Here is a 13,217-nt window from a genome sequence, read left to right as displayed (position 1 = left end):
CTGCACAGAGTTCCACCATGGTTTAAGGCGGCGGCGTCCCGCCTTTGATGTATGCGCGGTTCACACACAACACATCAGCGGTGATGTATTCATCTTCCCCATGAGTGAGGAAATTGGCATTCACCACCCACTTGGGGAAAATGGTAGAACCAATCCCCTGGCTCGCCCTCGCAGTGAATACAATGGGATGGGTATCGTTCTCATCCACATCGCCGTACTGGAAGGCAATCCCCACCACACCGCAGTGGTAATCGCTGGTTGATATCGAGGTGGGAAAAGCCGGCGGCGAGAAATGTTCGTAGGTCGCCGTCATGAAGACAGGCTTATCGGTGGCAAGGAAGGCGCCCTTCTTCAGGCACAGTACTTCCACATCCCAGCGTTCTTCCGGTTTACTGGATTGGGTGATGAAATCCACCACAATCTGCCACTCGGGACCGCTGCCATCCATGCGCGCCTGCCAGATCACTTCGTGCGTACCGTTTTCATCAATATCTCCCATCAATGCCCGTTGTCCCACAATGCCGCAGAAGGAATACTCACTGGTCAAAATGCCGGTATTGTGCTTCTTGCCGCCCTCCAGCCCCCGGAAATTGTCGCGGTAAAGATATGCGCCTCCATTACCGCTCCTGTTGTTGAGGCACAGGATATCCACGCTCCATTCCGGGCTAGACTCATGGGTAAGAAAATCAACCTCCAGCCACCAGCCCTCTTTGCCCAGCGCCGCACTGTACCGACGGAACAGATAGGCTTTGAGGATGTTGCCTGTACCGCCTTCATATATATCGCCATTCCGCAACTCCATACCCATCACTCCGCAATCATACTTCTCCGTGGGCACCTGAAGATCCTTTGTTGTCCCATCGGCAAGGGTAACGTTGAGGGTATAGGCTTCGATGTCCTGTAAGATGGAAAACAGCGGCGGTAAGATGAAGCCGGGGCGAGGCAAGCGGACGATTTGATAGGCGTTGACATACCCCCGGCGGGTTTTGGTGCTGGTTTCGCCCATGGCGTTGGTTACAGTGAGGGTTACGTCGTAGAGATTGCTGGCACTGTAGGTATGGGTGGGATGGCGCTGATTTGAGGTGGTACCATCGCCAAAGTCCCACTGCCAGGAAACAAGGTTACTGCCGGTAGAGGCATCGCGGAAGGTAACCGTCAACGGCGCCTGCCCCATGGTAGGGTCGGCGGTGAAATCAGCCTGCAGGCGCTCATACACGTGAATGCGGTCGGGGCTGGTTTTGGTGGCAGTCTGTCCGTCTCTGCTCACCCGCAGGGTAACGGTGTACCCTTCGGGGTTAGGGGTCATGTACACGTGGGAGGGATTCTGCTCGCTGGAGCGCTCACCATCGCCGAAATCCCACTCCCAGGCAGTCGGCGCACCCGACGAACGATCGGTGAACGCCACAATCATGGGAGCCACCCCCTCCCGCGTGGAGTACGAGAAATCCGCCACCAGTTGCTCGCCCACAGACAGCACCTGTGAGACCGAGGAAGACCCCAGCGCATTGGAAACGGTCAACTGCACCGTGTACGAACGCGACTCCAGGAAGGTATGGGTGGGGTTGCGCTCGTTGGAAGTAGAGCCATCGCCAAAATCCCACTGCCACTGGGAAGGGGCGCCCTCTGAAGTATCAGTGAACTGCACGATCAGCGGCGCATTGCCGCCCGCAGGGGAGAAGGTAAAGCGGGCAATCGGCGCGCCTTCGGTGGGGAAGAGGATGGCTACCCCGCTGGTTTCGGGCACATTGGGCCACTGAAAGACAATCCGCGAGCGCGGCGGGATGGCGCTGAAGTCCAGCCCCTGCAGGTTAAGTTGAATCTGATACGGGCTGGTGCGGTAAGGATACAGCATCAGATTGGGGAGCGGATTGCCGGCTTCGTCCACAATGTATGCCCGCGGCGAATTGGCATCGGTGTAGTTGTAGCCGGTAAGGGTGAGAATGCCCATCTCAAAAATCATCCGATCGCCCACCCGCACCAGATCCACCCGTTCGGGAATCACCTGACACACCCACGGGGTGGGGACAGGCTCTTGAGCAGTGCCGCCCGCAAGGATGCGCCTGAGCCTGCCCACAATGCTGTGCCCGATGAATTCCTGCAGGGTAGCCCCGGCTTTCGAGCCGAGAAAATCCACGTTACAGCGGAATTCAGTGCCGGCAAAGGCAGTCATCTGCTGCATGTTGAGCCGGGCTTCGTGCATCACTCCTTTCACCTCATCCGCCATTCTGCCCGCCAGCGTGCCGCCGGAGCGCTCCAGCGTGCGGATGATGTCCGTGGCGGCAGTCTCCCAGTTGCCGGGCATGCGGTCAATGGTATCCACCATGCCGTTAAGGGTGTTGAGGGTGTCTTCATCCAGCCCGATCTTTACCCCGTCTTCCACCACCCGCAGAAGGGTATCCACCCGTTTGAGGGTGGCTTCGTCAAAACCGGCTTTGACCCCCTGCCGGATGGTCTCATTGAGTTCGCGGATGACCTGCCGGGTTTCAGGTCCGATTTCCATGCCGGTTGCCAGGGTACGGTTGACGGCATCAATGCGCGCCAGGGTGTCCGGACCTAATTCGCTGGTCGTCTCAATTTCGGCTTCCATGTTCACGCCGATATCCACACCGATCGAATCGCACCCCCCCAGCAAAAACACGACCAGAAGAAGGATCAGAAGAAACCGCTTCATCTTTCCCTCCCGTTGAATGTTCCAGAATGCCTGTCTGTTGTTCTCTGCCTGAGTTCGGGATATTTCCCGGATGTCATGGCGCGCCTCCACAGGAGAGAGAGGGCTTCTCGATCAGCACGAAAATTTCACTCAAAAGGACGAGGTCAACCGCGGGGTTCCCTCCCTGAGAATGCGCTTTGCCATAAAAGATACAATGATGGGCTTCTCCGACCTCAAATGCAGATTATTTAGATTTCTTTATCTTATTATATTATTTTTGACCACTGGAGTATCCCCCTTTTTACAAAGGCATAAGGCTGTGCGCCTGCCCGAAACGAAGGGTTGATTTATAATCTTTCTCATGGAGGCGTCCCTCATTCCCAGCCTGGATGTGCGCGTGGTGGCGTTTTGTTTGCTGGAGGAACGGCTGCACGTCCTGCTGTGCGCCGCTGGCGAATGCTTTGAGTTGCCCGGCGCGCCCGTGCCGCTGACCCGCTCGCTGGAAGAGACCGCCACCTGCCTGCTCAGTCAGTTGACCGGCATCCGTGAAACTTATCTGGAACAGTTGTACACTTACGGCGAGCCTGCCCGGGCAAATCCGCGCCTGATCTCGGTGGTCTATTTTGCCCTGCTCCCCGCCAGTCGCCTGTATGGGTCCCCTCACCCGTCCGCCCGCTGGTGGGCAGTGGAAGCGCTCCCTCCGCTCACCGGCGACCATGCGGAGATCATCGCCTACGCCATGCGCCGCTTGCGCTACAAACTGGAGTACTCGGCAGTGGGCTTTCAACTACTGCCCGAACGCTTCACCCTTTCGGAACTCCAGCGCATTTACGAGATGATTCTGGGAGAAAAACTGGACAAACGCAATTTCCGGCGGCGCATCCTGCAGGCGGGCATCATTGAAGCCACCGCAGAGTGCCGTACCGGCGAGGGCAGACCCGCCCGCCTGTACCGCTACCGCCCCGACGCCGTCGCCGAAGTCAAAGCCCGGCGGCTGTTTCCGTAACCTGTCCCTCCGCCCGTTTTCCCATGCGCAAAAACAACGCCGAAGACCCCAGCCCCACCAGCGTGCCGGTGAGCCACATGGCGCGCGCGCCCAGGGTTTCGTACAGGTTGCCGCCCACCAGCGGGCTGATGCCCGCCGAGACGCCCCACGTCAGCCCGTAGAGGGACATGTAGCGTCCGCGCATGTGGGCAGGCGCCAGATTGGCGGCAAAAGTGCTGGAAGTCGGCACGAGGATAAGTTCCCCCAGGGTCATCACCACCATGCAAACCCAGAACGCCGGGTAGGTGGAGGAAAAGGCAATTCCCAGCGCTGCCAGCGCATACAGCAGTGCCCCCAGCGCCATCATCCGCCGCGGCTCAAAGCGCTGGGTGATTCTGGAAACCCCGTACTGGAAGAACACCACCATCAGCGCGTTGGTGGTGGGTAGCCAGCCGTACATACTCTCGGGAATGCCATAGGCGCGCTTGACGTGCGCCGAAAGCAGCACCCAGATGAGCGCCGCCACCATCTGATTCAGGGTGAAAGCAACCAGAAAGGCGCGGTACAGACGATCGGAAAGCACCTGTACGTAACCGCCCAGCGGCTCGGCGGGCGACGAAGAAGCGTCCGGAGGAAGCGTTTCGCGGGCAAAGAGCAGCACCAGCAGACCATAGGCTGCCAGCCCAGCCGCGGCGCAGTAAAAGGCGATGACGTAAGACCGCGAGGCAATGAACCCGCCAATGGCAGGTCCCAGCGCCACCCCCACGTTGTTGCTCATGCGCATCAGGGCATAGGCATCGGTGCGCCACTGCGGGGGAATCAGGTCTGCCAGCATGGCATCGGCGCCCACGCGGTAGATGGGGTTGAAAGTGCCGTTGACCGCCATCGCCAGCGCAAAAGCCGGCAGGGTATCTGCGCGGCTCAACAGCAAATACCCGCCCCCGTTGACCAGCAGGCTGATCGCCATTGCCCACTTGCGTCCCAGGCGGTCCACAATGGGACCGGCAATAAAGGACGACACCAGCCCCATCAGGGAACTGAGGGTCATCAGGATGGTCACCGTGCTGAGAGGGAGGGAGAGCGTCTCGCTGGCGTAGATCATCAGGAAGGGCCAGATCATGCTGGCTCCGGTGGTGCTGATCAACATGCCAGCAAACATCAGCCAGAACTGACGGGGATAGGGGTGGGATTGCAGGCGGGAAAGCATGCGTCAGTCTCCGCGGCGATTGTACCACAAGCCCGCAGGGGAAAGGCTCAATCGGCGGGCAGGAAAATGCGCATGCCGTCCTTTTCGTCTGCCACGTAGGCGCAGGGGGGATAGCGGAGCAGGAGGACGGCAAGGATAAGATCGCCCGCCGAACCCGCCCCGTTCAGAACCATCATGAGGGCGATCAGCGAACGCCAGAATTCGCCTGGCAGGAAGGATGCCATCAGGGGGAGCACCCCGCTCAACACCACCAGTGGGGCAAGTAAAATGACCCAGTACGCCCACCGTTTGAACACCCATCCGGGCATGGTGGTGTAGAACGCTAAGGCTTTCCAGAGAATGCCGAAGCGGGGTTTGACCCCAAACACCAGCACCCCCAGTGCGTGCACCCCTTCATGGATGAAAATCACCGCCAGACCAGCCAGCAATATCAGCGGAACGGTGAGGATCAAACCATCCAGCGAAACTCCGGCAATGTGCATTGCCCACAGAGACAGCCCGATAAACACGGGCAGAAGCGCAATTGCCAGCAGATTTGCCAGAACCACGCGCTTTCGGCTGGCGGTGATGCGCCAGTACTCCACTTCACGGTAGTTCGGCGGCAGTTGGGAAGCGGGAAGGGCAACAGGCATTTTCATACGATTGATTTTAACGGGAGGTGGAAAAAAGCATCCGCCGCGAGGAGGATGATTTTTATGGAAGAAACCCCCTTGGGCACGCCCTTCAGACGCACCCCGCAGGGGCACGGACATCCGCTACAAAAACGCCCGGCGTCTCCCCTGATTTTGGGCTGATTTTCTGTTATAATCCGTGTCGTGCGATGAGGCTCGCACGGAGTTTCTCCGAACCGCCGAAAGGATGATAGCCTCTGCCCGAAAAAATCTGGCAGGGGCTTTTTGATTGGACTGACAAGGTGAGAGCAAACATGGATCGGGTTCTCTGGATTTCTATCGGCGCCATGCTGGGCGCGAATGCACGCTACTGGCTGGGCGTCTGGGCGGCACAGCGCTGGGGCGCCGCCTTCCCCTGGGGAACGTTCATCATCAACCTGAGCGGGAGTTTCCTGCTCGGTCTGTTCATGACGCTGGTCACCGGGCGCTACCCGGTTGACCCCAACCTGCGTCTGCTGGTCACGGTGGGTTTTCTGGGAGCGTACACGACCTTTTCCACCTTTACCTACGAGAGCATCAACCTCTTCATGAAAGGGCAGTGGCTGGCAGGGTTGCTGAACGTGCTGGGGAGCATGGCGCTGGGATTGCTCGCCGCAGGATTTGGGGTATATTTAGGAAAGGCGCTTTCCTGAAACGGAGGTGTGGCATGGATTTTCCCCAGACTCGAGAGGGTTTGAGACTGCGCATTTATCTGGGCGAGAGCGACCGCTGGCGGGGCAAACTGCTCTACGTGGCAATTCTGGATGTTCTGCGCCAGCAAAAGGTGGCAGGCGCCACCGTCCTGCGCGGCATCAGCGGATTTGGCGCACATGCCTACCTGCGCTCGGCAGATCTGGAAGTGCTGTCCAGCGATTTACCCATCATCATCGAAGTGGTGGATACCCCTGAAAAAATCCATCAGGCGCTGGAAAGCATCTCCCCCATGGTGCAGGAAGGCATGATTACGCTGGAAGAAGTGAACATCCTCAAGTACACCCAGCGACTGCTCAACCCCCTGCCCGCCGAGCGTCTGGTGAGCGAGGTGATGACCCGCAACGTTATCCACCTGACGCCGGAGATGAGCGTGCGGCAGGCATGGCAGCGCATGCTGGAAAGCGGGATCAAAGCCATGCCGGTGGTGGATGCCGAGGGGCAGGTGGTGGGCATCCTCACCAGCGAAGACCTGCTGGAGCGGGGCGTCATCCGTCAGCGCCTTTCGGTGGCAGTGCGGCTGGATGAATCCGAACTGCAGGAAGAAATGCGCCTGCTGAGCGACTCGCCCCTGCGGGTGAAAGACGTGATGACTCAGCCGGTCATCACCGTGCGGGAGGATGAGCATCTGGGCAAAGCCGTGCGCCGCATGATCGAAAAAGGGCTGAAGCGCCTGCCGGTGGTCAACGCCAGAAACCAACTGGTGGGCATGCTCTCACGGCTGGATGTCCTGCGGCAGATCAGCGGCACGGTTGCCCTGCCGGAAAGCGCCGCCGCTGTGCGGGGCGCGGTGCGCACCGTCGGCGAGGTGATGCGCACCGATTTGCCGGTCATCCACCTCCACGAAGGCATTGACCAGATCGTGGAAAAGTTCGCCGCCAGCGCATCCAACCGCCTGCTGGTGGTGGATGAACACCGCAACCCCCTCGGAGTGCTCAGCGATTCGGATGTGGTGGCGCGGGTCGAAGCGGCTCAGCGCAAGGGAGTGCTCCATGCCCTGCGGCGGCTGGCATCGCCGCCCCCGCTCAAAGTAACCGCCGCAGACCTGTACTCCCGCGGCGTGCTCACCGTTCCGCCGGATTTCCCCATCGCCTCAGCCGTACAGACCATGCTGGCGGAAGGACGCAAGGTGCTGGCAGTGGTGGACGAAGCGGGCAGTCTGCTGGGAGTGGTTGACCGTCAGGCATTGATGGAAGCCCTGTACGCCGATTTTGCGGAGATTCCCGGAGCCGGAGAGTAAAACATGAACTGGCGCGCCGCCCGGGCAGAGGATGCCCCGGTCGCCCTGCCGCTGATTCACGCCACCATGGGCGCGTTTGCCGATTTCCTCTTCGGAGTGGGCTCCTCTGCGCTTGCCCGGCGCAATCTGGAAGCGCTCTTCCGACATCCGCGCAACCGCCTCAGCCATGCCTTTACCCAACTGCTCGAGCATGACGATGAGATCATCGGGTTGCTGATCGCCTATCCGGGCGCGCTCCTGCCCCGCCTTGACCTGCACACCGCCGCGGTGATGTTGCCCCTGTTGGGCTGGCGAAAGTCCCTGACCTTTATCCGCCGGGCGGCTGCCTTCAGCGGAGTGCGGGAAGCCCACTCCGGCGAGGTGTACATTCAGGCGCTGGCGGTCAGTCCTTCCCACCGCGGCAGGGGGGTAGGCAAAGCCATCCTGGAACACGCCGCCCAAACCGCCCGCGCCCTGCGGCTTTCGGCGCTTTCCCTGCTGGTGAGTCTGGAGAACCTGCCCGCCCAGAGGCTGTATCTGGGCGCTGGCTTTGAGGTGGATCGGGAATATCGCTTCTCCCATCTGGAGCGGGAAACCGACATCCCCGGCTTCTGGCGCATGGTCAAACGCCTGTGAAAGTCCTCTCCATATCACCTGTCCGCCCGCAGGGGGTCTGCGGGCGGAAGGCTTGGGAGGAGGAGTCAGTTTTCGGGAGGTTCGATCAAGCGGTGACGGGGATACGACCCCAGCACACGCAGGAAGGTGGCAAATTCGCTCAGGTTGTGCAGGGCATTGCGCACCCGCGCCTCTTCCGTAGAGCCTGCCAGATCAATGTAAAAAAGGTACTCCCACGGCTTGCCCACCAGCGGACGGGATTCGATCTTGGTCAAATCGATGTCCCGCAGGGCAAACACGCTGAGGGCTTTGAACAGGGCGCCCGGCGCATTCTGCAGGGCAAAAACGATGGACGTTTTGGCATCTCCCCAGGGATGCACCGGCTCCACCGCGAGGATGAGGAAGCGGGTGAAGTTCAGCGGGTTGTCCTCGATGGCTTCGGCGAGGATGGACATGCCGTACAACTGCGCCGCCCGCCGCGAGGCAATGGCGGCGCGGCGAGGGTTGCCTTCTGCCTGCACCAGACGCACCGAACCCGCTGTATCGTACACCGCCTCGGTCTTCACCTCCAGACGGCGCAGGGTGCCGTCGCACTGTGCCAGCGCCTGCGGATGGCTGATGACGCTCTCGATCTCTTCCAGACGCGCCCCGGGCATGCCAATCAGGCAGTGGGAAACGCGCAGGTGATGCTCGCCCACCACGTGCAGGTCGTTCTGCAGAAGCAGGTCGTAGTTGCGGTGAATGCTCCCCGCCAGCGAGTTTTCAATGGGAAGGAAGCCGTAGCGGGCTTTGCCCTGCGCCACCACCTGAAACACCTGATCAAAGGTCTCGCAGGGCAGGCTTTCTACCTGTGCGCCAAAATGCTCGAAGATGGCGGCTTCGGAGTAAGCCCCCGGCTCTCCCTGAAACGCCACCTTCATCTGCCCATCAATCGTTGACATACGTCAGCCAGTGCGCATAACGGGAATCTTCGCCGTGCACCACCGCATGGAAGGCTTTCTGCAGGGCATGGGTGACCGGACCGCGCCGCCCGGTTCCAATGATGCGGAAGTCAATTTCGGTCACCGGCACCACCTCTGCCGCCGTGCCGCTGACGAAGCACTCATCGGCAATGTAGAGGTGATCGCGGCTCAACTGCGTCTCCACCACCGAATAGCCCAGATCGCGCGCCACGGTAATGAGCGCGTCGCGGGTGATGCCTTCCAGCACCGCCCAGGTGCCGGGCGTGTAGATGACCCCATTGCGCACGATGAAGAGGTTCTCGCCGGTGCATTCGGCAACGTAGCCCTGCGGGTCGAGCATGATGGCTTCGTCGAAGCCCAGCCGCACCGACTCGGTCTTTGCCAGCACGCTGTTGGCGTAATTGCCGGTGATCTTGGCTTTGGTCATCATCACGTTGGGATGATGACGGGTGTACGAGGAGATGTTCATCCGGGCGCCTTTTTCCAGCGCTTCCTCGCCCAGATACGCCCCCCAGTACCAGGCGGCGATGCCCACCCGCGCCCAGCCCTGATCGAGGTTGAGATTCTTCACCTTGCTGTCGAAGAAAATCAGCGGGCGGATGTAGCAGGAAGAGAGGCGGTTGGCGCGCACCACCGCCTTGCAGGCTTCGCCCAACTGCTCTGCCGTGTAGGGCAGGTCGCGGAAGCCCAGAATGCGCGCCGAGTCGATCAGGCGCTCCATGTGTTCGGCAAGGCGGAAAATCGCCGGTCCGCGCGGCGTCTCGTAACAGCGGATGCCCTCGAACACCCCCAGTCCGTAGTGCAGGGCTGAAGTCATGAACGGCAGGGTGGCTTTTTCGCTCTCCACCAGTTCCCCGTCCAGCCAGATATACTCCTGTGTATCGGTCATGATGCGTACTCCCTGATGCGTGATGATTTAAAAAACCAGGCGCTCCAGCACAGCGCCGGTCATCTCTTCGGTGGTCAGGCTGCCGCCCAAATCGCGGGTGCGACAGCCTTCGGCAAGCGCGCGCTCCACCGCCATTTCCACAACGCGCGCCCCCTCTTCCAGATGGAACGAATACCTCAACATCATTGCCGCGCTGAGGATGGTGCCCAGCGGATTGGCAATACCCTGCCCGGCAATGTCCGGCGCAGAGCCGTGAATGGGTTCGTACAAGCCCGGTCCGCTTCCTCCCAGCGAAGCCGATGGAAGCAGTCCCATCGATCCGGAGAGCACGGCGGCTTCGTCGGTGAGGATGTCGCCGAACATGTTCTCGGTCACGATCACATCGAAATTCGCCGGATGGGTGATCAGGCGCATTGCCGCCGTATCCACCAGCAGAACATCCAGACGAACATCCGGATAGCGGCTTGCCATCTGCGTGGCAATCTGCCGCCACAGGCGCGAGGATTCCAGCACGTTGGCTTTATCCACCAGAGTCAGTTTGCGGCGGCGGTTTTGCGCCAGCCGAAAAGAGAGATCGAGGATGCGCTCGATTTCGTCATCCCGGTATTCCAGCGTATCCACCGCGCGGAGATGCCCATTCTCCTCAAAGCGCCCTTTGGGTTCGCCAAAGTACAGCCCGCCGGTCAGTTCGCGCACCACCAGCAGGTCCACGCCCTGCAGTTTTTCCGGTCGCAGTGGCGAGGCATCCACCAGCGAAGGATAGACGCGCACCGGACGCAGGTTGGCAAACACCCCCAGCCCTTTGCGCAGCGCCAGCAAGCCCTGCTCCGGGCGCACCGGCGCCGTGGGATCATCCCACTGCGGACCGCCCACCGCACCCAGCAGGACGGCATCGGCGTTCTGGCAGGCGCGCAGGGTTTCCGCGCTCAGCGCCGTGCCCTGCCGGTCAATGGCGCATCCGCCGATGAGATGCTCCACGTACGTCAGATTCAAATGAAGACGGGCGGCAACGGCATCCAGCACGCGTCTGGCGGCAGACACTACCTCCGGACCAATGCCGTCGCCGGGAAGAAGAACGATGTGTTTGTGCATGGATGAGACTTCCCTTCGTTGTCAGAGTGATGATGGAACTGCCGGCGCAGGTTCTGCCTGATGTTCGGCAACCCAGATGCCGTACTCGATGGAATCGGCAAGCGCGCGCCACGAGGCTTCGATGATGTTGGTGCTGGCGCCGACCGTGCCCCAGGAGCGGTGTCCGTTGCGCGTTTCGATCAACACGCGGGTGGTGGCAGAGGTGCCGTTGGGTCCGTCCAGAATGCGCACCTTGTAATCCGAAAGGTGGAAGGCGGAGATGGCAGGGTAGTAGGGCAAGAGGGCTTTACGCAGGGCGGCATCCAGCGCGGCGACGGGACCGTTGCCCTCGGCGGCGGTGTGGATGACCTGCTCACCCACCCGCACCTTGACGGTGGCTTCGGCAAAGATGCCCCGTCCCTGGCGGTGTTCTACCCCGGCGGTGAAATCTACCAGCGCAAAGGGCGGCTGGTAATCGGGCTTCTGGCGCAACAGCATCAGCATCACTGAGGCATCGGCGGCTTCAAAGGAAAAGCCCTGCGCCTCCAGCGCCTTGACCTGCCGCAGGACGGCGCTCACATCCACCCCCTCCTCCACCGGAATCCCGTGCTCCTCGGCTTTGCTGAGCAGGTTGCCGCGCCCGGAAAGTTCCGAAACCACCACCTGCGAGGAGTTGCCCACCAGCGCCGGGTCAATGTGCTGGTAGGAACGCGGCGTGCGCCGCATGGCGGCGACATGAATGCCCCCTTTGTGGGCAAACGCCGCCCTGCCCACGTATGCCAGATGCTCGTCCGGCGCCAGATTGGCAACTTCAGCCACGTAGTGGGAAAGATCGGTCAACTGCGCCAGATGCCCCTCCGGCAGGCAGGCGTAGCCCATCTTCAACTCCAGATCGGGCAGGATGGAGCACAGGTTGGCATTGCCACAGCGCTCGCCATAGCCGTTGATCGTCCCCTGCACCTGCACACAGCCCTCGCGCACCGCCGCCAGGGAGTTTGCCACCGCGCACTCGCCATCATTGTGGGCGTGAATGCCCAGTTTTGCCTGCGGAAAGCGCACCCGCACTGCCCGGACGATCTCGCCCACCTCCCACGGCAGACTGCCGCCGTTGGTGTCGCACAGCACCAGCGTCTCCGCGCCGCCGCGCAGTGCCGCCGCCAGCGTTTGCAGGGCATATTCGGCATCCTCCTTGTAGCCATCAAAGAAGTGTTCGGCATCGTACACCACCCGGCGTCCCTGCGCCGCCAGATACGCCAGCGACTGCTCGATGATGCGCAGGTTGTTCTCCAGCGTGGTGCGCAGAACCTCGTGGACGTGCAGCACCGAGGACTTGCCCACCACCGTGCAGACCGGCGCGCGCGACTCCAGCAAAGCGCGGATGTTTTCATCCTGCTCGGGCGTCTTCTCCACCGCACAGGTGGAGCCAAAAGCGGCAATCTGCGCGTGCTTCCACGTCATTTGGGCGGCACGGGTAAAGAACTCGGCATCTTTGGGATTGGAGCCGGGCCAGCCCCCTTCGATGAAATCCACGCCCAGCGCATCCAGACGGCGGGCAATGTTGAGTTTGTCGTTCACCGATAAAGAGATGTCGGTTCGTTGGGTTCCATCGCGCAGGGTGGTGTCGTACACTTCGATTTTCATGGCACACCTCAGAGAAAAGCCCCGTTCAGCGGAGCATGGATTGTTCGTAACGGGTAATTTCAGCCTCCAGACTGAGCAGATAGCCCAGTTCGTCCACCCCATTCAGCAGGCAGGTCTTGCTGAACGAGTCAATCGGGAAGGATTCCTGCGTTCCATCTGCCAGACGCAGGGTTTGAGAAGCCAGATCAATGGTCAAAGGCAAAGTCGGGTCGGCGGCGTACAGCGTCATCAAGCGGGCGTGCGCCTGCGGGCTGACCACCACCGGCAACAAACCGTTCTTGAGGGCATTGTTGCGGAAGATGTCGGCGATGGTAGTGGAGATGACCGCGCGGAAGCCCCACCCCAACAGCGCCCAGGGAGCGTGCTCGCGGGATGAGCCACAGCCGAAGTTATCGCCCGCCAGCAGGATCTGCGCCCCCTGCGATTGCGGACGGTTGAGGACGAAATCCGGGTTGGGCGAACCATCGGGCAGGTAGCGCCAGTCGGCAAACAGGTTGGCTCCCAGACCGGTTTTGTCGGTGGTCTTCAGAAAGCGCGCCGGGATGATTTGATCGGTGTCCACGTCGTTGACCGGAAGGACAACCACGTGCGAGGTAAGGGTGGTAAAGGACTGCATG

The 13,217-nt window shown here is 60.9% G+C and carries 12 protein-coding genes; 4 read left to right on the top strand and 8 right to left on the bottom strand.

The genetic code is table 11. The features are described from left to right. Nucleotides 1-22: 22 nt before the first annotated feature. The gene (locus LHF31_RS02820) at nt 23-2,671 is read right to left on the bottom strand and encodes a PKD domain-containing protein (RefSeq protein WP_298009052.1); all 2,649 of its coding nucleotides are present in this window, start codon (nt 2,669-2,671) and stop codon (nt 23-25) included. 340 nt (nt 2,672-3,011) lie between these two features. Here LHF31_RS02820 and LHF31_RS02815 point away from each other — a divergent pair, with 340 nt between their 5' ends. Continuing rightward, nucleotides 3,012-3,656: a hypothetical protein gene (locus tag LHF31_RS02815; RefSeq protein ID WP_298009055.1), complete on the top strand. Its 645-nt coding sequence runs from the start codon at nt 3,012-3,014 to the stop codon at nt 3,654-3,656. Here the strand turns inward: LHF31_RS02815 and LHF31_RS02810 are convergent. Both LHF31_RS02810 and LHF31_RS02805 read right to left on the bottom strand, forming a co-directional pair. Next, complete coding sequence (locus LHF31_RS02810) at nt 3,631-4,842, bottom strand: MFS transporter (RefSeq protein WP_298009058.1); 1,212 nt, start codon at nt 4,840-4,842, stop codon at nt 3,631-3,633. The two genes, LHF31_RS02815 and LHF31_RS02810, sit on opposite strands and share 26 nt — an antisense overlap. A gap of 47 nt (nt 4,843-4,889) precedes the next feature. Then, nucleotides 4,890-5,480, bottom strand: coding sequence for a DUF3267 domain-containing protein (locus LHF31_RS02805; protein ID WP_303773478.1), 591 nt, complete (start codon nt 5,478-5,480; stop codon nt 4,890-4,892). A gap of 287 nt (nt 5,481-5,767) precedes the next feature. Between LHF31_RS02805 and crcB the strand changes: the two genes are divergently transcribed. From crcB to LHF31_RS02790, 3 genes are read left to right on the top strand one after another with little or no spacing between them, the layout of a single operon-like run. Then, the gene (crcB, locus tag LHF31_RS02800) at nt 5,768-6,145 is read left to right on the top strand and encodes a fluoride efflux transporter CrcB (RefSeq protein WP_303773476.1); all 378 of its coding nucleotides are present in this window, start codon (nt 5,768-5,770) and stop codon (nt 6,143-6,145) included. 14 nt (nt 6,146-6,159) lie between these two features. Then, complete coding sequence (locus LHF31_RS02795; protein ID WP_303773475.1) at nt 6,160-7,443, top strand: DUF190 domain-containing protein; 1,284 nt, start codon at nt 6,160-6,162, stop codon at nt 7,441-7,443. Between the two features lie 3 nt (nt 7,444-7,446). Then, on the top strand, nt 7,447-8,058 hold the full coding sequence (locus LHF31_RS02790; protein ID WP_303773473.1) for a GNAT family N-acetyltransferase: 612 nt from the start codon (nt 7,447-7,449) through the stop codon (nt 8,056-8,058). Nucleotides 8,059-8,123: 65 nt separating this feature from the next. Here LHF31_RS02790 and pheA read toward each other — a convergent pair whose 3' ends face one another. Genes pheA through leuD form a run of 5 tightly spaced genes read right to left on the bottom strand, consistent with a single transcriptional unit; the run spans nt 8,124 to nt 13,216 of the window. Continuing rightward, nucleotides 8,124-8,978 carry a prephenate dehydratase gene (gene pheA / locus LHF31_RS02785; protein WP_303773472.1) on the bottom strand — a complete coding sequence of 285 codons (855 nt, stop codon included), beginning with the start codon at nt 8,976-8,978 and terminating at the stop codon, nt 8,124-8,126. Beyond that, the gene (locus LHF31_RS02780) at nt 8,965-9,888 is read right to left on the bottom strand and encodes a branched-chain amino acid transaminase (protein WP_303773470.1); all 924 of its coding nucleotides are present in this window, start codon (nt 9,886-9,888) and stop codon (nt 8,965-8,967) included. Before LHF31_RS02780 ends, pheA begins: the two co-directional genes overlap by 14 nt. A gap of 27 nt (nt 9,889-9,915) precedes the next feature. Then, nucleotides 9,916-10,980, bottom strand: coding sequence for a 3-isopropylmalate dehydrogenase (leuB, locus tag LHF31_RS02775; protein ID WP_303773469.1), 1,065 nt, complete (start codon nt 10,978-10,980; stop codon nt 9,916-9,918). A 21-nt stretch (nt 10,981-11,001) separates the two neighbouring features. Then, complete coding sequence (gene cimA, locus LHF31_RS02770; RefSeq protein WP_303773466.1) at nt 11,002-12,600, bottom strand: citramalate synthase; 1,599 nt, start codon at nt 12,598-12,600, stop codon at nt 11,002-11,004. A gap of 25 nt (nt 12,601-12,625) precedes the next feature. Then, nucleotides 12,626-13,216, bottom strand: coding sequence for a 3-isopropylmalate dehydratase small subunit (gene leuD / locus LHF31_RS02765; protein ID WP_303773464.1), 591 nt, complete (start codon nt 13,214-13,216; stop codon nt 12,626-12,628). Nucleotide 13,217 lies beyond the last annotated feature (1 nt).

Source organism: Anaerolinea thermophila (assembly GCF_020723905.1).
GTDB lineage: Bacteria > Chloroflexota > Anaerolineae > Anaerolineales > Anaerolineaceae > Anaerolinea > Anaerolinea thermophila_A.
Note: the sequence above shows the minus strand (reverse complement) of the source record. Positions and strands in the feature narration are given on the sequence as shown.